Origin of the sequence: Novosphingobium pentaromativorans US6-1 (assembly GCF_000767465.1) — a bacterium.
Lineage (GTDB): Bacteria > Pseudomonadota > Alphaproteobacteria > Sphingomonadales > Sphingomonadaceae > Novosphingobium > Novosphingobium pentaromativorans.
This window is the reverse complement of sequence record NZ_CP009291.1, coordinates 232,982-255,665: the sequence shown is the minus strand read 5'-3', so window position 1 is coordinate 255,665 and position 22,684 is coordinate 232,982. Positions and strand designations below refer to the sequence as shown.

Annotated in this window: 7 protein-coding genes and 2 pseudogenes; 4 read left to right on the top strand and 5 right to left on the bottom strand. The window is 63.9% G+C overall.

What is annotated here, in order from left to right; translation table 11 throughout:
- Positions 1-27: 27 nt before the first annotated feature.
- Both JI59_RS01085 and JI59_RS01080 read left to right on the top strand, forming a co-directional pair.
- Positions 28-489 carry an NUDIX domain-containing protein gene (locus JI59_RS01085; RefSeq protein WP_038575342.1) on the top strand — a complete coding sequence of 154 codons (462 nt, stop codon included), beginning with the start codon at positions 28-30 and terminating at the stop codon, positions 487-489.
- Positions 490-605: 116 nt separating this feature from the next.
- On the top strand, positions 606-1,115 hold the full coding sequence (locus JI59_RS01080; RefSeq protein ID WP_007014741.1) for a hypothetical protein: 510 nt from the start codon (positions 606-608) through the stop codon (positions 1,113-1,115).
- Positions 1,116-1,179: 64 nt separating this feature from the next.
- Here the strand turns inward: JI59_RS01080 and JI59_RS01075 are convergent, their stop codons facing one another.
- Positions 1,180-1,848, bottom strand: a complete 669-nt coding sequence (locus JI59_RS01075; RefSeq protein WP_007014739.1) for an outer membrane protein — start codon at positions 1,846-1,848, stop codon at positions 1,180-1,182.
- A gap of 271 nt (positions 1,849-2,119) precedes the next feature.
- On the opposite strand from JI59_RS01075, the gene rlmN reads away from it, so the two are divergent.
- Entirely contained in the window at positions 2,120-3,388 is a 1,269-nt protein-coding gene (gene rlmN, locus JI59_RS01070; protein ID WP_038575339.1) for a dual-specificity RNA methyltransferase RlmN, read from the top strand.
- Positions 3,389-4,040: 652 nt separating this feature from the next.
- On the top strand, positions 4,041-5,003 hold the full coding sequence (locus tag JI59_RS01065; protein WP_007014736.1) for a JmjC domain-containing protein: 963 nt from the start codon (positions 4,041-4,043) through the stop codon (positions 5,001-5,003).
- A 21-nt stretch (positions 5,004-5,024) separates the two neighbouring features.
- Here the strand turns inward: JI59_RS01065 and JI59_RS01060 are convergent, their stop codons facing one another.
- From JI59_RS01060 to JI59_RS28160, 4 genes and pseudogenes are all read right to left on the bottom strand, one after another.
- Positions 5,025-6,242: an aminopeptidase gene (locus JI59_RS01060; protein ID WP_007014735.1), complete on the bottom strand. Its 1,218-nt coding sequence runs from the start codon at positions 6,240-6,242 to the stop codon at positions 5,025-5,027.
- Positions 6,239-19,789 (bottom strand): non-ribosomal peptide synthetase, encoded by a 13,551-nt coding sequence (locus JI59_RS01055; protein ID WP_203226074.1) that lies wholly within the window; start codon positions 19,787-19,789, stop codon positions 6,239-6,241. The genes JI59_RS01060 and JI59_RS01055 overlap by 4 nt, the downstream gene beginning before the upstream one ends.
- A pseudogene (locus JI59_RS28165) lies at positions 19,741-22,422 on the bottom strand (non-ribosomal peptide synthetase); the annotation flags it as partial. The gene JI59_RS01055 and the pseudogene JI59_RS28165, both read right to left, overlap by 49 nt.
- 53 nt (positions 22,423-22,475) lie before the next feature.
- A pseudogene (locus JI59_RS28160) lies at positions 22,476-22,575 on the bottom strand (hypothetical protein); the annotation flags it as partial.
- Between the last annotated feature and the right edge of the window lie 109 nt (positions 22,576-22,684).

Below are 22,684 nucleotides of genomic sequence, written 5' to 3'. Positions count from 1 at the left end.
CGCAATCGGCGCAGGCCGGAGGTCGGCATGGCTCTACGTCACAGGATAATCGGCAAGGCCGCGCGGGTGTACTGGCGCCTGTTCAAGCCGCGAACCCTGGGCGTGCGGGCGATCGTGTGGAACGGCTCCGGGCAGCTCCTGCTTGTCCGCCACACCTACGGCAACTTCTGGCACCTGCCGGGTGGCGGCGCAAAGAAGGGCGAGAGTTTCGAAGTCGCGCTGCGCCGGGAACTGGTCGAGGAAATCGCCCTCAGCGACCTCATTGTGGAACGCGTGGTCGGCATCTATCACAATACGCGCGAGCACAAGGACGATCACGTCGTCATCTTGGCCGTGCACACCGAGCAGGCCGCTCGCATCGCCGACCCCAACGAGGTGCGCGAAATCGGCTGGTTTTCGCCCGATGCCCTGCCGCCGGACATTTCACCCGCGACCGCCCGGCGCATCGGGGAATACCAGCGGGGCGAATTCGCCCTCGAGCCCTGGTAGCCCCGGTGGCATGCCAAGGCTTCGATCCGCGCCCCGCCCTGCCCGGGGGTCACGATCGAGCGCCCGTGCGTCCGAGGACTTTCCCTCGCCCCATCGGTCAGCCTATAGCACCGACGATGCCTCATTCGCTTCGTCCGGTCTTCTCGCTCCTGATTGCCGCCACGCTCGCCGTCTGCGGGGGCTCAGCTTCGGCGCGAGAGAGCCTTGGGCTTTACGGCACCTGGGGCGCCTTTCGCGATCCGGTGGTGCCGCGCTGCTATGCAATCGCCATTGCCGAGCCGAGCGCATTGCGGCGCGATTATCAGCCCTATGTCGCTGTGGGCACCTGGCCCCGCCGCGGCGCGCGCAACCAGCTGCACTTCCGGCTGTCACGCAAGATGGCGCAAAACCCGCGCATTTCGCTGAGTATCGGGGGTAAGCGCTATGCCCTCATCGGCGGCGGCGGCGATGCCTGGCCGCGCGACGAAAATGACAATGCCGCGATCATAGCCGCGATGCGGTCCGCCACGAAGATGTCCGTCAGTGCGCAAGGGGCCCAAGGCGGACGCTTCGGCAACAGCTGGCCGCTCGCCGGCGCCGCCTCTGCCATGGATGCAGCCCTGATCGGCTGCGCACAGCTGCGCTGATCCGGCAGGAAAAAGGGCGGGAGCATGACGCCCCCGCCCTCCTCTCTCCAAACCCGGGGCAGGATCAGAAGCGGACGCCGACGCCCGCAACGACCTGGTGACGATCGAGGTCGAGGTCGAAACGCTGACCGTCGGGGATGTCGCCGGTGTAGTCCAGCTCACCCTTCTCGTAGTTCGAATAGCGGTACTCGAGCTTGGCGAAGACGTTGTTGCTGACCGCCTGCTCGATGCCCGCACCGATACGCCAGCCGTCCGCATCGATATCACGGTTGGTCACGACCGTGCCGTCGCCGTTGCGAACGTCGAACTTGGCGTTGGTGTAGCCGCCCTTGGCATAGACCATGGTCGAGGGCGACACCACGTAGCCCAGGCGCGCACCAAGGTAGAGGTCGCGGTTGGTCTTCACGTTGCCGATGCCGAAGCCTTCGAAGTCGCCGTTGTCGAACTTGGTCTTGGCGGTCGACCAGGTTACTTCGGCTTCGGGACCGACAACCACGTTGCCCATCTTGAAGTCGTAACCGGCGCCCACGCCATAGAGAAAGCCGTCGATCGACTGGTCGTTGTCGATGGAGGAATCGTCGTCGATGCTGCTGCCGGCCTTGCTCACGTCATAGCCTGCGAGCCCTTCGACGTGGAAACCCTCGAAGGGCTCGGCCGGACCGACGTCCTGCGCCATGGCCGGAACCGATGCGATGGCACTGCCGGCGGCGAGACAAACAAGGATCTTCTTCATGTGTAACTCCAATTCTTCTTCAACGGCAGGTTGCGCCTGCCTGGACCGATGGAATGCCCAGGGGCCAAGAGGAGTTTCATGAACGTAAGACAACGAAATCATTGATGTTTTTTGGCAACACCGCATCGACGAGATGCCTCTTCAAAGCGCCGGACGGCGGGAACCGAATGCGAACATTCGGCGTTCGCGGGCGCCTGCATGCGCTTCATGAATGTCTCGGAATCCTGCACCCTTCCGAAATGGCGCGCCTTGCACTATATGGCCGCCAATCATGTCAAACACGAAACTCATGCCGATCCCGGGGCACATAGACCCCGTGCCCGTCCCGCGTGACGTCACCCCGCGCGAGGATGGCCGCGTCGATCTCATCGGCCTGCCCAAGAAGCGCATCGCCGAACTGTTCGAGCAGGCGGGTCTGGACGCCAAGGCCGCGAAGCTGCGCGCCAAGCAGGTGTTCCACTGGCTCTACCATCGCGGCGTGACCGAGTTCGAGGCGATGACCGACATCGCCAAGACCATGCGCCCCTGGCTGGCCGAGCGTTTCGTCATCGGCCGCCCCGACATCGTCGAGGCCCAGCACTCCAGCGACGGCACGCGCAAGTGGTTGCTGCGCACCGCCGACGGGCACGACTTCGAGATGGTCTTCATTCCCGACGCGGACCGCGGCACGCTGTGCGTGTCCTCGCAGGTCGGCTGCACCCTGAACTGCCGCTTCTGCCACACCGGAACCATGCGGCTCGTGCGCAACCTCACTGTCGGCGAGATCGTCGGCCAAGTCATGCTGGCGCGCGATTCACTGGGCGAATGGCCCAAGGGCGCGAACGACACCCGCCTCGCCACGATGGCCGGTCTCGACGAGGAAGAGGACGAAGGCTCCTACTCGGCCGATGGGCGCTTGCTCACCAATATCGTGATGATGGGCATGGGCGAGCCGCTCTACAATTTCGACAACGTGCGCGACGCGCTCAAGCTCGTCATGGACGGTGACGGCCTCGCCCTGTCCAAGCGCCGCATCACCCTGTCGACCTCGGGCGTGGTGCCGAAAATGGCGCTCTGCGGCGAGGAGATCGGCGTAAACCTCGCCGTCTCGCTCCATGCCGTGACCAAGGAGGTGCGCGATGAGATCGTGCCGATCAACAAGAAGTTCGGCATCGAGGAATTGCTGCAGGCCTGCGCCGACTATCCCGGCGCATCCAACGCCCGGCGCATCACCTTCGAATACGTGATGCTCAAGGACAAGAACGACAGCGACGACGACGCGCGCGAGCTGGTCCGCCTGCTCAAGCACTACAAGCTGCCGGCCAAGGTCAACCTGATCCCGTTCAACCCCTGGCCGGGCGCTCCCTATGAGTGCTCGACACCCGAACGCATCCGGTCATTCTCGAACATCGTCTTCGAAGCGGGCATCTCCGCGCCGGTGCGCACCCCGCGCGGCCGCGACATCGATGCCGCCTGCGGCCAGCTCAAGACCGCTGCAGAAAAGAAGAGCCGCGCCGAGCTGGAACGGCTCTACGCGGAAAAGGAACAGGCGCTCGGCTGATCAGCCGAGCGTCTTACCGGCATGTCGGGCAATCGAAATTGCCCTGAGACAGCCGCAAAACGCTCCTGAAGATTGCCCAGCGTGGCGTGCGATGCCGTCAGGCCGGAATTGGGCCTGTGCTGCCAAGTCCCCGGAAATGAGGGTTTTTCTTCGACTTTCTGGTAAGTCCGCGACTGCTGCGCGGGATGGTAGCGGAGGAGGGATCTATAGATATGATCTATCCTATTGATTTAACTATCTTTGTCCTTTTTCAACCCTCGAAATACCCCCACCACTACCCCCATCGACCGCCTATTTACGACGAGCCGGTTATAGCCTGCGTCAAGGCGACACGAAGTTATCCGCGTCTCCGAAAATGCTCGACCTAATTCGATTCTAACCTACGTATGAGTAGCCAAAAGCACCTCGTTTGTTGAGAACGATCATGCTACGGTTTCGAGCATGCCAGTCAGGCTGCGAGAGCGGTCGCTCGTGAAGTGAAATCTGAAGGTCACGTCACCAACTTCTGCTCCAAATTCGTTAAATCCAAATCTGTTGAAGTGGTTCGAACCTCGCTGTGGTAGTCTAGGCTTTCTCCCATCGATGGACTTGGATCTGCTGTTACCGGCGAAAATTGTTCGCTCAATGAAATCTGTTGAGATAGAAATTTACAATGAATACCGAACACAAGCCTTCGAATTGCGTGAAACAAATCAAACTTCTCCGGATCATTGGGGATAAAACAATCGATCATTTTAATGAGGAGGTACGTGAAGATCACTGGGCGCATTATCGCGGGGCGTTTTCTCAGAATGACATTTCAAGTCTGTTCTACACAGCCGATCAGCTCGAAGCCGATGTTGATTCCTCTAGGATTAGCACGGACTCGATCGACGTTTTCACCAATGGCCATTTGGTTCGCCTTGGTGATCTCCAGCACAAGACGGGCCGTTCACAACTAGCGGTACTCATTGACCAGCTTCGCCAGGGGGCAATGGTTCGCGTCCGGGACCTTCAGAACGCAAGTCAGTCGATTGAACATACAGTGCGCCAGCTCGAGCAGCTTTTCCTAGCCAAGTGCCAAGTGAACCTATACTTGGCCCCGATGGGTGGTGCGGGTTTCCCTGCTCATTTCGACATCACCGATGGATTTGTCGTCCAGTGCGGCGGCACGAAAGATTGGACGATCTTCGAAGATTACACCGATCAAACGCAGCTACCGTCCGCAGATACCCCTTGGGAACCGGAGCGTTACAAGCCTCTAGGCTCGGGGAAAAGCTTGGTGATGCAACTCGGCGATGTTCTTTACCTTCCACGCGGCGTCATGCACGCTGCCCGATGCACAGATGAGCACTCGCTCCATCTCACGATCAGCTTGGAAAGCCTCACCTATTCTGACGTGCTGCAGTCGGAGGTCCGTCGTCTTGCTCACGATATTCCGGTTCTGCGACGCCGAATTCCATGGTCGTGGGACGGCAAGGATGAGCAGCTGACCGAAGCGCTGCGCGATCAAATGCGCACGCTCGCCGATCGGGTTGAGGTGGGCCCCGCCCTTGAAACGACACGGCGAACGCTCGAGCGAAGCCAGGACTTCGCGCCCGGCACGCTCAGTCAGGCTTTGACGCGACCGAGCTGAGGAGGCCCCTCGGTCGGCCGGTCAATCCAAAACGAAATCGCCGGCCCGCATGATCGCTCGCCGCTCGCCGCTTTTCAGAACGCCGTCTACATCCATCGCGTCATGGCCGATCATGCAGTCGATGTGCAGGGCGCTGGTGTTCGCGCCGGCGATGTTCCGGTCGCGCCCGGCTTCGATGCAGGCGGAGTATGACTGGCCGAAGGCGATGTGGTTGGCGGCGTTCTCGTCGAGGAGCGTATTGTAGAAAAGCACCTCCTTGCGTGCTACCGGCGAGTTGCACGGCACCAAGCCAACTTCGCCCAGCCGCCTTGCGCCCTTATCGCCGGAAAGCAGCCCCTCCAGCATCTCCCGCCCTTCCCGCGCCTCGACATGCTCAGCGACCCCGTTGCGGAAGGTCACGACCAAGCCGTCTATGACAATCCCCCCCAGGGCGATCGGACGCGAGGCCGCCAACCTGCCTTCGACCTGGTCACGATGTGGGCAGGTGAAGACTTCCTCAGTTGGGAAGTTGCAGACCGGAAGCGCGCCGTTGGCGGCGCGAGATCGACCACCCACCCATTGATGGCCCTCGGCCAGCCCGACTCTAAGATCCGTGCCGCCGCCGACGAAATGGAGCGCGCTGAGGTCAAGGGCTTGAAGACCTTGGCATCGCGTTTCCAAAACCGCCAGATGGTCACGCCAGGCGGCGATGGGATCGGCGGACTTAACGCGCACGACATCAAACACATCATTCCAAAGTTTGTCGGTCGCCTCGGCGATCGGCATCGACGGATAGACGATGCGCGCCCAGCTCTGGGTTACGAAAGGGATCGCGCACCAGTTCACGCGCAGATCCGCGGTGAACGCGCCCTCGGCGGCCGAGGCTGCCGCCATCGCGGCGTGCATGCGACCGATCCGCTCGGGCGCGACACCCGTCAGCAGATCAGGATAGGGGCCGTAGACAAAAAGCCTTGCCGCACCACCTTCATAGGCCTTGACAACACCATCGGAGAGCCAGCCGGGGGCGCAGTCCAACGCCTCGTCTGCGCCATGATCGAAACGCGCGCGGATCAGGGAGGGGTCCTCGTATAGGCAAGTTACGAGCGGCGCACCGGCCCGATAGGCGGCTCCGGCGACGTGGCCCACGAATGACTGGGCTTCAATGGGAGCTGACACGATCAACTCCTGTCCTTCGCGCAAATCAAGGCCGGCCGTCACACAAAGGGCGGCAAAACGCGCCTGCAGATCGTCGATAGTCACACTTTTCCCCGAATCTGCCTGACCGCCGCCGACGACAGCATATGATGATGCTCCGCGTCCACCTGTATGACCCGCAGTGTGCCGCTTAAGGAGCGCCATGCCTCCGCATCGGCGAAGGATCGATCAAGACCGGGCGTGACGCGGGTCGCCTCGAACAGGATCACCTCGCCGTCGAACCGATCGAAGCGCGCCTCCCATAGAAGACGGGCGTTGTTGGTCACGACGCGGGCCATGGCTTGCAACTGCTCGACCGAAAAACTGCCAAACACATGCCCCTGTGCCTTGGCCAGAGCGAGCAATTGTCCCGCATCGCGCGGCGCGACCGCCGTCCTGAGATCGGCGCCGTGCGCGATTTCACTCCAAACGTTGCCGGGTTCCGTGGGCGATGTATCGGGGACCGGGGGGAAGGCGTCGAAGAGCAAAACCCGCTCGACCGCTTCTCCCTCGGCGCGCAGGCGCGTGGCGATCGCATGGGCGACGCTCCCGCCAAACGACCAGCCGGCCAAGTGATAAGGACCGGTCGGCTGGATCGAACGGATCGCTGCCAAGCTGATGTCGACCACGTCCATGAAGGAGGTCGCCAACGGCGCGTCAGCCAGGAATCCGCGTGACTGGATGCCGTAAAGCGGCTGATCGGAATCGAGAATTGCGAGCAGATTGGTGTAGGGCCAGCAAAGGCCGGTTCCTGGGTGCAGACAGAAGATCGGCGCGCGTGCGCCTTCAGATCGAATAGGAAGGATTACATCGAAGGCGGCGCCAGGCTCGGCTACTACGCCGATCCGCTTCGCCATTTCGGCGATCACCGGATGACTGAAGATGGTATCGATCGACAGATCGCGACCAAGCTTCGCGCTGACCTGCACGGCCAATTGCGCGGCGAGCAGCGAATGGCCCCCGAGATCGAAGAAATTGTCGGTCGGGACAACCTCCTCCATCCCGAGGATATCCGCGACGATAGCGCAAAGCGCCATTTCTTCCGGCGCGCTCGCGCGTGGAGCGACATCGGCGCGGACTACATGCTCAGGTCCGGTCGACAAGGCCGTGAAGTCGAGCTTGCCGTTGGGGGTCAGCGGGATTTCGGTTACGACACGCCACTGAGCGGGGATCATATAGTGCGGCAGGGCTTGCGCGAGCTCGCGTCTTGCCTCCTCGATGTCTGGCATGATCGGACCCGATGGAACCAACCATGCCATGAGCTGAGCTCTCTCGGCATCGTCTCTGACGCGGACTGCGGCCTGGGCGATATCGGACCGGGCACAGAGGGCAGACTCGATTTCACCCAGCTCGATGCGGAAGCCTCGCAATTTGACCTGACCGTCTTGGCGACCATGAAACATCAATTGGTCGTCGTCGTTCCAGCAGGCGCGATCACCAGTGCGATACAGGCGCTGTCCGTCCTCGAAAGGATTGGCAATGAAACGCGCGGCTGTGAGCGCCGGGCACGCGTGATAACCATGCGCGAGCCCCGCTCCGGCGATGTAGAGATCGCCGATCACGCCTTTCGGACATGGCCGAAGCCGCTGATCCAGGACGTAGGTCCGGACATTCGCGATCGGCGTGCCGATGGGCGGCTGGCACGTTCCGTCTAGCGCCAGGCTCATGGTGGCGAAGACCGTGGTCTCGGTCGGGCCATAGCCGTTGTGGACGGTGCAAGCGCGCGCCCATGCCCCCGCGGTTGTAGGCGAGCAGATTTCGCCGCCCAGGATGAGCTTTCGGACAGCAAGTCCTGCGCCGTCGCCATCGAAGGGGAGCAAACGCGCAAAGGCGCTTGGCGTCTGATTGAGAATCGTCACCCGCTCATCAGCCAATAGCGCAAGGAAAGCCTCGGGCGCCCGCGCCTTCTCCTGCGGCACTACAACCAGCCGTCCGCCCCGAAGCAACGGACCCCAAATCTCCCAAACCGAAAAGTCGAAAGCGTAGGAATGGAACCAGGTCCAGACGTCGGTTTCAGTGAAATCGAACCGATCGGCGGCAGCCATCAGGTGCATCAGATTGGCGTGACTGTTGACGACGGCCTTCGGCTGACCGGTGCTGCCCGACGTGTAAATGAGATAGGCTGGGTGCTGCGGCAAGAGCGGAGCACAGCGGTCGGTCGCGCTTGGATGTCGCGGCGAACGTTGCGCCAGATCCGATAGCGTTTCGGCGGCATCGACGGCGATGGCCATACTGAACCACGGAGGCGAGAGCGTCGCCGCCAGATCACTCGTAGTGACGATGACCTTCGGTTGCGTTTGCTCGAGGCTGAAATCTCGCCGCAAGACCGGAGAGTCGGGCTCGATGGGGAGATACGCACCGCCTGCCTTCAGGATTGCGAGGATCGTCACAATCGTCGCCGCACCACGGGGCAACTGGATGGCTACAACATCACCGGGTCCTACCCCCTCGGCGATCAAGCGCCAGGCCAGCCGATTGGCTTGCTCATCAAGCTGGCGGTAGCTCAGCGTCGTCCCTTTGTCGGTCACCGCGCCATGATCGGGGAAGCGGACGACGATTGCCTCAAACAAATCGACTACCGTACCTGTTGCGACCGTTGCGACCGTCTCGTTGTTGGCCTGAGTCAGTCTAACTTTCTCTCCGGGCAGGAGCGGGTCGAGCTCCGCCACGTCGGCCTGCCGATCAGCCAGCATGGATTTGAGGAGCTGCTCCAACCGCGACAGCAATTCCGCCCCGCTTGCGGAAGCCAGCGTGCCACTCAGATGGAGTTTGAAGGACAGCGCCGGTCCGGGCTGAACGATCAGGCTCAATGGGTAGTGCGTACCACTGCTTCCCGAGACCGAGGCGAGCGGCAGTCCTCCGTCGCGGCCGTGTTCGCCTTCGGCAGGAAAATTCTCAAAGGTGAACAGCGTGTCAAACAACGCCCCCCCGGCCAGTCGGCTGATCTCCGAAAGCGGCAGGTGCTGATAGGGGATCATCGATCCCTGTTCACGCTGCTGCCGACGCAGGAAATCACCCACGGGCTCGTCCTTTGACAATTTGACGCGAAACGGCGTGGTCGTGATGAGCATGCCGACAATGCGCTCGACGTTCGGCACGGCCGCGTGGCGGCCCGCACTGACGACGCCCAGACAAAAGTCATCGCGGCCCGATAGGCGCGCCAGCAGAAGCGCCCAAGCGCCTTGCACCACCGTCGCGAGGGTGACGCCCTCGCCTATCGCCAGCGCTTCCAGCTGCGCCGTCATGGTGCACGACAGACTGAGTTCGCTCTCCGACACCCCCTGCGGGCTGCCGGCCTTGTCGCCGGTCAGCGGGGTGCTGTCCAAACCGTCGAGATACGTGCGCCAGGCGTCACAAGCTTCTTCTTCATCTTGCGCACGAAGCCAGCTTAGATAGGAATTGAACCGGGCCGGATGCGGCAACATGGCCCCGTCACCGTTATGGCGATACAGCGCGTCCAACTCCTGCAGCAAGAGTGCGCCGGACCATCCATCGACGACCATATGATGCATGGTCAGCAAAAGCTGTTCGCACGTGCCGTCTCCCTCGATCAACGACGCACGGATAAGCGGTCCGCCGAAGAGATCGAAACCGCGCATGCGATCTTCGGTCGCTATCCGTTCAAGGCTATCGGATGTGCCATCCTGCAGAACGACCCTCTTCAGCGGCAGGAACACCTGCGAGGGAACAAGTTGCACCGCCCGACCCTGCCGATCATGCACTAGTCGCGCCGTCAGGCCGGGATGCCGTTTGACCAGTGCATTAAGCGCACGTTGCAGCCTGCCCGGATCAAGCGGCCCATCGAGATCGAGACGAAGCTGGACGAGATAGGGGTCCTCCTGCCCGGCTGTCCGCTCCGAATGGAACAGCAAGCCGGCCTGCATTGCCGTAAGCGGCCATATGTCCTCTAATTCCGGAACGATCGCGGCGAACGCGTCAATCTGAACCTGATCATACGACACGAGGTCGAAATCGCTGGGTGAGGGCCCACCGGCGCCGGGCGTCGCTGCGTGACACACCAGAGCTTGGAGCGCGGCTCCCCATGCATCGGCAAGCGCGTGCATCGCACCCTCGCCGAGCACCCTGGGCGCATATTGCCAAGTCGCGTCCAGTCGGGGCCCGTCAGGCGTTTCATGCACTGCGCAATTCAGGCTGATCATATGGTCCAACGGCCTGTCGCGCTCGGCTCCGCCAAAAACCGCGGAGTAGGTGTCGGCAGGGGCAAACGGCGCGTTGCGTGGACGACCGAAACGTCCAAGATAGTTGAAGGCAATTTGCGGATCGGCAGTGCCGCCCAGCGCGGCTTGTCCTTCATCGTCGAGATACCTGAGCAAACCATAGCCGACGCCGGCATGAGGCAGCGTACGCAATTGCTCCTTGATCCGCTTGAGCGCCTGCCCCGCGTCGCTTCCGCCTGCCATGGCTTCAGTCAGATCGATATCTCCGGCATCAAGATGCACCGGGAAGAGGCTGGTGAACCATCCGACGGTCCGGGTCAGATCAGCCGCTGCATCCAGCGGTTCCCGACCATGCCCCTCCAGGTCCAGCGTCAATGCTGGCCGGCCGCCTCTGCCAGCGCTCTCGCTCCAGGCGGTGACCGCCAGCACCAAGGCTGTCAACAGCACATCATTGATGCGCGCGCGGAACGTTGACGGAACGCGGGTGAGCAAGTCGCTGGTCATCCCGCTGTCCAGAGAACGACTGATGTAACCGGCATCTCCCAACAGGTCCTGCTGAGGATCCAGACGGTCGGAAGTGAGCGTAAGCCCCGCTCTCGCTACCATCCCCTGCCAGTAAGGCAGCTCGTTTCGATGGCTGGAGATTGCTGCATCCTGCGCCAGCGACCACTGCCGAAAGCTTGTCGTCTTCCGTCCGAGGTCGATCCGCCCCCCCTTCTCGGCCTGTGCGTATGCGCGGGCGAGATCTTCGGCCAGGATGCGCCAGGACGCCCCGTCGACCGCGAAATGGTGGATCACGATCAGAAGATGCCCAAGCTGAGATGGTCCTGCGTCGGCCCATACCGCGTCCACCATCCGCCCGGATGACGGATCGAGACGCGCAATGGCGTCAGTATAGGCCGCCTTCAGTGCAGCATCGCGCTCAGACACGGTTTTCCCGGCCGTCATAAGCCGTCGCAGCGATACAGGTGGCCCTGGGTCCGGCGCAGGAATGGACATTTCCCCGGCGCCATTGACCGTCAGGCGTAGCGCGTCGTGGTGCGCGATGATCGCCGCCAAGGCGCGCTCCAGAGCATCAATATTCAATCCAGCGGGAGTGAATAGCACACTGGCCTGGTGGAAGCTGCGCCAGTGCTCGCTGCGGGCAGTGGTGCGGTGGATTATGGGCGTGGCAGCAACACCGCCTTCGGCCACATCCTCCTGCTCGGTCTCTTGCGGTCCGAAGCGAGCATTTGCGGCGAGATCCCGCAGCACCGGGTGCAGGAAGACATCGCGCGGAGAAAGCAGCAATCCCTGCTCCCGGGCGAGACTGACCAATCGGATCGAACTGATGCTGTCGCCACCCAGATGAAAGAAATTGCCGTCGAGATCGACCGCATCCAGCGACAGAAGCTCGGCAACGATCGCACACAGGACGCGTTCGCGGGCATTCCGGGCCGTCTGCACTGGCCGGGATCCCCGCCGAACCATCCCACGCAATGCCTGCCGGTTGAGTTTGCCTGAGGCAGTCATCGGCAAGGCGTCGATCAGGACGATGTCCTGCGGAATGAACGGCGCGGCCAGCTTTGCTTCGAGCGCTTCGCGAATGCTCCGCGTTATGCGTTGACCAAGTACGCTGTCCAGCGGACTTCCGACCGGCGGACGGACCTCCCTGCTCGCGGCGCTGCCCGGCATTTGTACGCGGCGGTCGTCGCCGGCTCGGAACAGGACATCGAGGCTGGCGTCCGAATGTCCAGCTGCCAGACTGATATCGACCCGATATCCAAGGGCCTCTCCCAGGCGCCGCAACTCCTTGGGTTCGACGCCGGGTGAAAGCAGTGCCATCTCGCCTTCCAGCAAACAGGTGGCGTCGCAACAGGCTGCGATCGTCAGAGCGTTGGGCACGGCACGCAGCGCCAGAGCCCGCGGCTGCGTGATCAAGCTCTCCTGGATGGACGCGATACTGGCCGAACCGCCGTCAACCCATTCAAAAGCCGAGGCGTCGATGGAATCACCGTCGGTGCGGATCAAAACGTCGTACCGGAATTGGTTCAGTTCGCCGGGGAATTCACCCGCTTTCGGCAACACGTCGATCTGCGTGATCTGCGAAAACCGCTCGCGCAATGTCATGAAGAAGGCTGGATTGAGGAGAAGCTCTCGTTCCTGTTCAGCCTTGCGCCGCACGAGCTCCCGCAGTTCCGTTGCATGCATGTCGGGAGGGCCGCGGTGCCACTCGACGGACAGATTAAAGGCGTTCTGCAATCCCTTGTGACGGATATCGCCCAAGAAAATCGTTCCGTCCGGCTCAAGCGACGTCCCGATCAATTGCGAGATGATTTCGATCAGGTAAGTCTCATCTGCAAAATATTGCACGACGGACGGCAGAATGATCGTGTCGAACTTGCCCAGAGCCAGTTGTTCGATCTCGTGCGCAGCCGCGCACTGGAATACCGCTTGGGCAAGCCCGGGCATGCGATCCATCAAGGCAGCATTCGCTTGCAGCGATCGCAATTGCGCGATGCGTCGCCGGGAGATGTCGATGCCGACGTAGGATCCAGTCATGCCGAGCAACGGGAAGGTAATCAGCCCGGCGCCACACCCGATCTCCAACACCCTACGAGGCGCGAGATCTTTGATGCGGGCAACGGCGCCCTCGACATAGTCGCGCATTTCCGCATTCGACAGTGGCTCGCCCGTATAGGCGCTGTTCCAGCCGCGCGTGTCGAAGGTCGGATCGGCGATGTCGCCGGACACCACACCATCGTCTTCGATCTCACGCCACGCATCGACATGTTCGATCGCGCACGCCCGGCGTAGGGCCTCAATGGTAGAGCCCTGACGCACAGGCGACACATAGGCCGTCAGCGTCAGGCGGCCTTCGGCGTTCGGCGCGGCATCTACAGCGACCTGGTCGACCAGCGGCATCGCCGCGATTGCGGCCGCCACCTCGCCAGGTTCGACACGCACTCCGCGGATCTTCACCTGATCATCGGCCCGACCATGGAAATCCAGTTGGCCGTCGGCGCGCCACGCCGCCAGGTCGCCGGTGCGGTACATGCGGGCGCCGGACGCCCGGGCGAAAGGATCCGCCACGAACCGCAGCGCCGTGAGCGCCGGCTGTGCGAAATAGCCTTGAGCAAGCGCATCGCCCCCGATGTACAACTCGCCAATCGTTCCCGATTGGCAAGGACGCAGGGAGCTATCGAGGACATAAACGCGCACGCCGGCAATGGCACGACCGATTGTGACATCGCCATCGTCCGCAAGCTGAGCGCTCATTGTTGCGCAAACGGTCGTTTCGGTCGGGCCATAGGCGTTGAACAGGCGGACTCGCTTGCTCCACGCAGCGACGAGATCGGCAGGGCACGCTTCACCGGCGACGATGATCGCCTGCAAGGCCCGACCGGCTTGCGGGGACAGGGTCTGCAACGCGGTCGGCGTGAAGGTGGCATGGGTAATAGCGGCGCTATCCAGTAATCGGGCCAGATCGTCGCCGGCGCGCTCGTGAACGCCCGCGATCACCAGGGTCGCTCCGCGCGTAAGGGTCATCGCCAGTTCCGAAACCGATGCGTCGAAGGCGCAGGACGCCAGTTGCACCACACGATCGCCCGGCCCGATCCCAAGCCGATCCGCCTGGACGGCCGCCAGACTCGGCAGTCCTCGATGCGGCACCAGCACACCCTTGGGCCGACCGGTGCTGCCGGAGGTGTGGATAAGATAGGCCGGATGATCGCCCTGCAATGGACGCGTGCGGTCTTCGTTCCGAGGCGCGACCTCTGATTCGTCTGCGATCTCGGCCCCAACGATGGCATCGTCCAGTAGGAGCCGCGTGAGATCGGCAGGCAACCGAGGCGACAAGTCGCCCGTCGTCAGTGTGAGCTTGGGCGTTGCATCTGCCAGCAACTGCGCCAGGCGCTCAGGTGGGTGACCCGGATCCAGCGGCATGAAGGCCGCGCCGGCTTTCATTACCGCCAGCACCGCGCGCACCATCGGCTCGGATCGGGCGAACTGCGTCGCAACGATATCGCCCGGCCCGATACCCATCCCGATCAGGCGCCAGGCGAGCCGGTTGGCTTCGGCGTCGAGCGTTGCGTAATCGATGCTCTGGTCGCCATCGATTATCGCCGTCATGCCAGGCATCGCGGCCACTTGACTCTCGAACAGCGAGGCCAGCGAGACGGTCGGAAGCGAAGTGGGCGGCGGCAGCCCGTCCAGCAACCTCGCGCGTTCGACAGCGGGCAGCACGTCAAGCCGAGCGATCGGTTGCAGCGGCGCGCGCGTGACCTGCTCCAGCAACCGCACGAAGGCATCGGCGTAGCGCCGGACGTCCCCCGCGGGCAGCAGATCGGCGTTGTAGTGAAACCGCAGGCCCAGCATCGGCCCCGGCAGGACTGCGACGCTCAGCGGATAATGATTGCTGTTATGGCCACTGACGTCCGTCAGTGGCAAGTCGTCCGGCGACTGCGCGGGCGGCGGCGGTTCGACCGGATAGTTTTCGTAGGTGAACAGAGTGTCGAACAGGCTCTCTACGCCCAGATGCTTGTGGATCTCGATCAACGAAAGATGTTGATGCGGCATGAGGTTCGCCGCATCACGCTGGAGCTCTTGGAGCAGATCGAGGGAGGTGCGGCCTCCCCGCAGGGACAGGCGCACGGGCGTGGTGGTGATGACAGCGCCCAGCATATCCTCGATTCCGGCAACCGGCGCTTGCCGTCCGGAGCTGACCACGCCGAAACACACGTCGGTGCGATTGAGTAGCAAGCCCAGGGTCAAGCCCCACACGCCTTGCAGCACGCTTGCCAAGGTAAGGCCGTGCTCGCGCGCCATCTCTGTCAATCGCGTGGAAAGTGTGCGGCTTATCAACCGCTCCTGCATGGCCTGATGGGCGGGAGCGGACCGGTCAGCATCGGGCACCACAAGCGTCGGCTTGGCCAGCCCGTCGAGGTAGCGCCCCCAAGCCTCGCGTGCCGCTTCGCGATCCTGGCCGGCGTGCCAGGCCAGATAGCCTCCGAAGTCCGCCGGCGGCGGGAGGGCGCCGACCACGCCGTCGGCCCGGTAAAGCGCGACGAGATCGCGGAAGAAAATGGTCGTCGCCCAGCCATCGCCGAGCAAATGATGCTGACTGAGCAACAGCTGGTTGCGGCCAGACGCCAACTTCAGCAAGGTCGCGCGCATCAACGGCGCGGTATCCAGCGCGATGCGATCCGCGCGATCGACGCGCGCCAAGACGTCGACTTGGTTGGCCTGTTGTTCTGGCGCCAGATGGGTCAGATCCATTTCGCGCCACGCCATGGCGCAATCTCGCATGACAAGTTGCACTGGCCGCTTGTCGCCATCTTCGTGGAAAGACACGCGCAGACTGCGATGCCGTTCCAGCAGGGCCTGGAAGCTGCACCGTAGCCGCTCGGCGTCGAGCACACCCTCGAACGTCAGGATGAGCTGGACGAGATAGGGGTCTTCGCCGTCCGCGGCTGCGCCGCCATAAGCCGCATGGAACCAGATGCCCTGTTGCAACGGTGTGAGTGGCCAGAAGTCTTCGGCGTCGGGGTAGGCTCGCCGGAGATCCGCGAGCATTTCTGCCGAATGGAAGGCTGCTTCGATGTCTTCCGATGCGTCCGCCGGCGTCGAGCGCTCGGCGATCTGGCGGATGACCGGATGCAGGAACACATCGCGGGCGGCCAGGCTGAACCCGGCGTTGCGTGCCGCATTGACCAGGCGGATCGCGATGATGCTGTCGCCGCCGAGATGGAAGAAATTGTCCTGCGGGCCGACGCGCTCCAACCCGAGCAGGTTAGCGACTTGATCGCAGAACCATGTCTCGGCCGGTGTCTGCGGCGCAGCATCGCCGGCCAAAGCGATCGGTCGCCAGGCCATCAGCGCCTTGCGATCAAGCTTGCCGTTTCGGGTTAGCGGCAACGCATCGAGCCGGACCAGCGCCGTCGGCGTCATATAGTCAGGCAGCCGATCTTCCAGCCATGCGCGCAGATCGGCCTCCGCGCAGGCACCGGCTACATAATATCCGACCAGCTGACGCCGGCTGCCGTCGGCGACGAGCAAGACGGCCGCAGCCTCGACGGCAGGGTGGCGCAGCATCTGCGCCTCGATCTCGCCGAGTTCGATCCGGAAGCCACGCAGCTTGACCTGGTTGTCCTGCCTGCCAAGGAATTCGATCTCACCGTCCGGTCGATACCGGCCAAGATCGCCGGTATCGTACAGGCGCTCGCCGGTGGCCGGATGACGCACGAAACGGGATGCAGTTTCTTCCCGATTCCGCCAATAGCCCTCGGCGAGACCAGCTCCGGCGATGAATAATCGGCCCGGGGTGTACACCGGACAGGGTGACAGATCGGGCTTCAACACATGGAAGTGCTGGTTGGCCAGAGGTCGACCATAGGGAATGGATATCCAGTCGGGCTGGATTTGCACGATGGGGTGAAGAATAGACCAGATCGCCGCTTCGGTTGCGCCGCCGAGACTGATGAGCTGGCAATCCTCAGCGAGCGCAGTCCGCAATCGCGGCGGCAACGCAAGCGGAATCCAGTCACCACTGAGCAACACCAGCCGTAGGCTTGCCAAATGAACCTGCGGTGCCGGAGTTGCCGCCAGCATGAGTTCAGCCACCATCGGCACTGAATTCCACACGGTAACGTCGTGCACCCGGATCAGATCGGCCCAGACCGCCGGATCCTGCGCGCCCTCGACAGGGGGAATGACGATCGCGCCACCCGCACCGAGAACACCGAAAATGTCGAAAATGGAAAGATCGAACTCGAAGGAGGAAACCCAGAGCACCCGATCGCGTTCAGTGATGCGGAAACGCCGACCAAGATCGGCCAAAGTGTTGACCGCGGCGCGATGGGCAATGGCGACGCCCTTGGGCACGCCTGTGCTACCGGAGGTGTAGATGACGTAGGCCAATGCCTCCGGCGACAGTGTTTCCGTCGCTATGGGCGGTGGAGGCACGGCCGGATCGGTTTCGGGAGCATCGAACAGCGTGACTGCTGTTTGCCAGTCCCGGCCGCGCTCGATACGTGTCTGCGTGATGGCCACGCGGACGCCGGCTTGATCCATGATTCCTGCAATGCGTCGGTCGGGCTGGCCGGCACTGATCGGCAGGAAGGCCCTCCCGGCCAATAGCACGGCGAGCGCTGCCACGACCTGTTCCGGCCCCTTTTCCATGACGATCGCCACAAGTGCGTCGTCCGACCGCAAAACGGCCAGAAGTTGGTGCGCCAACGCCGTGGCCCGCATGAGCAGCGAGCCGTGCGTGACGGTTCCGTCTGGGGTGATCAGGGCTGGCGCAGCAGCATGACGCGCGGCCGCCCTCAGCATTCCGGCGTGCAGCAGGTCTCTGCTCGCCTCCGCCTGGGTCGCGTTGGTGGCGGCGAAAAGGGCGAGTTGCGCCGGCGGTGTCAGTACCGCGTCGGTTGCCTCCCACGCCTCTGGCTCGGCCAGGCATTCCAGGCGTTGGACATAGGCGGCGAACATGTCGTCGAGCAGACCGGGCGGGAACAGCGCCTCGGGCGCATCCCAGTCAATCCCTAGCCCCACCCCCTCGGCGAAACCTTCCTCAAAGACCTTGCAGTCGAGCCACGTCTGCGGCGTTTGCGTGATGGCGTGTGCGACCGTGACACCCTCGGGCAGGGTCACGTCCGTTTCGCCGATGACGCTGGTGAACACCACCGGCAACAGGCCGGCCTCGGGGTCGCCGGCCGCCTGCGCCTTGAGCCGCTGGACCTCCACGCCACCGAAAGCCATGTGATCGAGATCGGTAGCCATCTGCCGGCCTTGAGCCGAAGCGCGCTCGCGGAACGATCCTCGGCGCGCACCCCGGATCTCGAGCGGGAGCAGTGTCGTGAAAACGCCCAGCACGCCTTCGAATCCGTCGGGACGGTTACCGACGGTCAGGTTGAGCGTGAAGTCGTCCTCGCTGGCCCAGGTCGCAACGACTTCGGCATAGGCCGTGAGTAGAAGGTTTGTCGGCGTGAGGCCGGCATCGGCAGCGTACCGCTTCATACGGCTCCAGACCGTCGGCGAAAGGCATGCGGCGCGACGACCGAAGCGGTGATCCCTGAGCTGCGAAGGCGAAACTGCGAGAGGCAGTGCCGGCGCTGGCGGCAACGTCTCGATCCGGCTGCGCCAATAGGCTTCGGCACGCATACGGGCCGTGTGGTTTCGGGCTTGGGCGATAACATGGTCCCGGAATGTCAAGGCCGGCGCTGGCGTAAGTGCCTGGCCGGCATGGACCGCGAAGACTTCGGCCAGGAGCAGGTTGATACTTTCGCCATCCAGAATGAGCGCATCGAAGCTCATATGTATGCGCCAATCCTCGTCGGCGACCCGAGTCACTCTCACATCGAACAAGGGCGCGCGGTCGGGCGACAACAATTGGTGCGACATTTTCCGGCGGATGTCGGCCACTTCCGTCTCGGCCTGCGACGGCGACAAATGGCTGACGTCAATTGGCTCGATCGCGAACCGAATCTCGCCATCCAGGACGCGCTGGACGCCGTCGGTATCGATCACTTCCCGTAGCACCGGATGGCGGTCAATCGCCTGACGCCATCCGCTGGCGAACCGTGCGGGATCGAACCGGGTTGCGCGCAGCTCGACGTAGGCGTGACAGGCTACCTCTCCAAGTGCGACGAGCTGTTGGCGGCCCAGCCAATAGGCTTGTTGCACCGGCGTCAGCGCGAAGGGCTGGAGCAGGCCATCGGGGTCTGGACTTGCGGCTACCGGGTTGCTGGTCAGCGGTGTCTTTGCGATGGCGTTGGCGAGGTCCTGGAGAACGGGATGCTCGAACACCATGCGGACGGAGACCTCGCGACCGAGGCGCTCGCGCAGGCGGGCGACCAGGCGCACCGCCATCAGCGAGTGACCGCCGAGATGGAAGAAGTTGTCGCCCATGCCGACCTGTGGGGCACCGACCAGCTCGGCGACGATCGCACAGAGTGTCACCTCGTCCGGCGTGGCCGGCGCCACATGCTCGGTCACGGCCACCGTCGGCTCGGGCAGCGCGCCCCGGTCCAGCTTGCCGTTGACCGTCAGCGGCAGGCGATCCAGCGCGACCAGCGCGGCGGGCACCATATAGCCCGGCAACCGCTCAGCCAGGCGCGTGCGCAGCACTGTCACGTCGATGCCCGCACCGGGCATCACCACTACATAGCCGACGAGGCGCGCATCGGCTCCGGCGCCTCGCACCACCACTGCGGCCTGCACCACCTCGGGCTGGTCGAGCAGCGCCGCCTCGATCTCCGCCGGCTCGATGCGGAAGCCGCGCAGCTTCACCTGATCGTCGCCGCGACCGTGATAGACGAGTTGGCCGTCCGCCCGCCAGGCCCCTCGGTCGCCCGTCCTGTAAAGCCGCTCTCCATCCCCGAACGGGCTCGCCACGAAACGCGATGCGGTCAGCCCGGGGCGGCCGTGATATCCGCGCGCCAGCCCGGCACCTGACACATAGAGCTCCCCCACCACCCCGGCGGACACAGACCAAGCCCGGAATCCAGGACGTAGACGCCAGTGTTGGCGTAGGGCGAACCTATGGTGACTTCGTCTCCCATTTCCCCGGCGACCACGCCGATGGTGGTCTCGGTCGGTCCATATTCATTGATGATTCGTGCTTGGGGACAGTAGGTCCGCAGGATCGCGAGATGTGCCGGCGTCACCGCCTCACCGCCCAGCATCACGGCACCGACCGGGGCGGGCGAGAGGTCGCTTCCTTCCAGGAGCGCCACATGCGAGGGAGTAAGCTTGATCGTCCCCGATGGCGGATCAAGCGCGAAAACCGCTGCCACGGCCGCCTCCGGGCGCGGCTCGGCAACGACGTCGATCCGTCCACCATGGCAGAGCGGCACGAACAGGCTGGTCAGCGTAAGGTCGAACCCGGCTGCCGTAAACAGGGGCATCGAGACCGCATCCGCGCCGAGCACGTCGCAGCCCACATGGTCGACATAGTGGGCGATGCTGCGATGCTCGATGCAGACGGCCTTCGGCTGACCGGTGCTGCCTGAGGTGTAGATGAGATAGGCGGGATGCCTCGGGTCGAGCGGCGTGACGCGATCGGTGTCGATCGGCGCATGGGCAGGCGCGGCGTCGAGACCGGCATCGTCGTCAATCGCGATCAGCGTGGCGTCGGCCTCAGCCAGGCCTGACAGGCGGTCGGCGAGCACGCGCGTCGTCAGCACAGCCTGCGGCCGCGCATCGGACAGCAGGAAGTCGAGGCGTTCGGCCGGAAGGTCCGGGTCGAGCGGAAGATAGGCGGCGCCGGCCTTCAGCACGCCCAGCACCGCCGCCACCATCTCGATCGACCGATCGAACGCCAGCGCCACCACTGTCTCGGGACCCGCACCCAGCCCGATCAGGTGCCAGGCGATGCGGTTGGCTGCGGCCTCGAGCCCGGCATAGTCCAGCGATCGCTCCCAGTCGGTCAGCGCGATCGCCTTCGGCGTGCGCGCGGCCTGCGCTTCGAACAGCGCCGGCAGCGTCGCGGGTTCGGGCATCGAGCGCCGAGGTCCCGCGAAATCCTCTGTCAGCCGGCTCGCTTCACCCGGCAGCAGCACGCTCAGCTTCGACAACGGCTGCTCCGGGTCCGCCAGACCCTGCTCCAGCAGGCCGATCAGGCGCGCCGCCAGACCCTCCGCACTCGCCCGGTCGAACAGCTCCGCGCTATACTCCAGGCTGCCTCGCCAGACTCCATCCTCTTCGGTGAAGGTGAAGCACAGATCGAACTTCGCCGTTGGCACGCTGACGGACAGGGGCCGCGTCTTCAGACCAGGCGCTGCAAAGCTGCCCTCCGCCCCGCTGTTCAGCACCAGCATCGTCTGGAACAAGGGCTGGCGCCCCAGCACCCGCGGCGGGTCGAGCACCTCCACCAACCGCTCGAACGGCACGTCCTGGTTCATATAGGCGTCAAGGCACACCTCGCGGCTCCGCGCCACCAGCGCCCCGAAATCCGGATCACCGCCCAGGTCCAGTCGCAGCACCAGCGTGTTGACGAAGAACCCCACGAGCCGGTCCAACGCCGCATCTCCACGCCCCGCAACCGGCGTTCCAATCACAATATCGTCGCCCGCGCCAAGCCGCATCAGCAGCGCCGAGACCGCCGCATGCAGCACCATGAAAGACGTCGCACCCTGATCGCGCGCCAACTGCGCTATGGCCGCAACCAGCGTCGCCGGGATTTCGATCGGCGCTGACCCTGAGCGCCGCGTGGGCCGGGCTGGCCTCGGATGATCCAGCGGCAGCGCCAGTTCCGTGGGCGCGCCCGCCAAGGCCGTCCGCCAATAGTTTATCTCGCGTCCGATCAGGCTTTCTGGGTCGGTCTCCTCGCCCAGCAACGCCCGCTGCCACAGCGCATAGTCGGCATAGTGCACCCGTAGTGGATCGTAGTCCGGCGCCTCTCCGGCCGCCCTCGCCCGATAGGCTATCGCCAGATCCTCCAGCAGCCGGCCCATCGACCAGCCGTCGGTCGCGATGTGATGCACGACCAATGCCAGCACATGATCGTCCGGCCCCAGGTCCAGCAGCACCGCCCGCAGCGGCAGGTCGCGCGCCAGGTCGAACGGTCGCGCCGCCTCGGCCGCCAGCACGGCGTCGACCGCATCCGGCGCACAGGCCCGCCGATCCAGCACGACATGCGCCTGTTCGAGCACCTCCTGGTAGGGCTCGCCGCCATCGTCCTTCAGCAGCGTGCGCAGGCTCTCGTGGCGCATCGCCACATCGTCCAGCGCCGCCGCCAGCGCCGCCTTATCCAGCCCACCTAGCAGCCGTGCCGCCAGAGGGATGTTGTAGGCCGCGTCGGCTCCTTCCAGACGGTCCAGGAACCACAGCCGCGCCTGCGCAAACGACAGCGGCAAGCGCGATGGCCGTTGTGTCACCGTCAGGGCATGGGTCGCCCGCGGCGCCTGCCGCACCCGATCGACCAGATCGCCCAGCCGCGGCGCCTCGAACACCGAGCGGATGCCCAGCACCCGGCCCAGCACGCTGCGCACCCGCGCCACCAACCGCGCCGCCAGCAGCGAGTGGCCGCCGAGCGCGAAGAAGTCGTCCTCCGGACCCACCCGTTCCAGACCCAGCAGCTCGCCAACCAGGCCGCACAGCACCGCCTCTTCCGGCGTCCCCGACACGCCCCCGCGCACCTGGGGCCCCGGCGCAGGCAGCGCCTTGCGGTCCACCTTCCCGTTCGCCGTCAGCGGCAGCGCGTCCAGCACCACAATCGCCGACGGAACCATATAATCCGGCAAAACCGCAAAAAGATGCCGGCGCGCGTCTTCCGGATCGAAATGCTGACGCAGCGACGGCGGCGGCGCATAGGGGCTCCAGGCCTCTGTCTGAGCAGTATCGATCGGTCCG

What these genes read in the sequence shown, in the direction of transcription:
- JI59_RS01085 (WP_038575342.1), top strand. Translation starts at nt 28, where the DNA reads ATGGCTCTACGTCACAGGATAATCGGCAAGGCCGCGCGGGTGTACTGG.
- JI59_RS01065 (WP_007014736.1), top strand. Translation starts at nt 4,041, where the DNA reads ATGAATACCGAACACAAGCCTTCGAATTGCGTGAAACAAATCAAACTT.
- rlmN (WP_038575339.1), top strand. Translation starts at nt 2,120, where the DNA reads ATGTCAAACACGAAACTCATGCCGATCCCGGGGCACATAGACCCCGTG.
- JI59_RS01075 (WP_007014739.1), bottom strand. Translation starts at nt 1,848, where the DNA reads ATGAAGAAGATCCTTGTTTGTCTCGCCGCCGGCAGTGCCATCGCATCG.
- JI59_RS01080 (WP_007014741.1), top strand. Translation starts at nt 606, where the DNA reads ATGCCTCATTCGCTTCGTCCGGTCTTCTCGCTCCTGATTGCCGCCACG.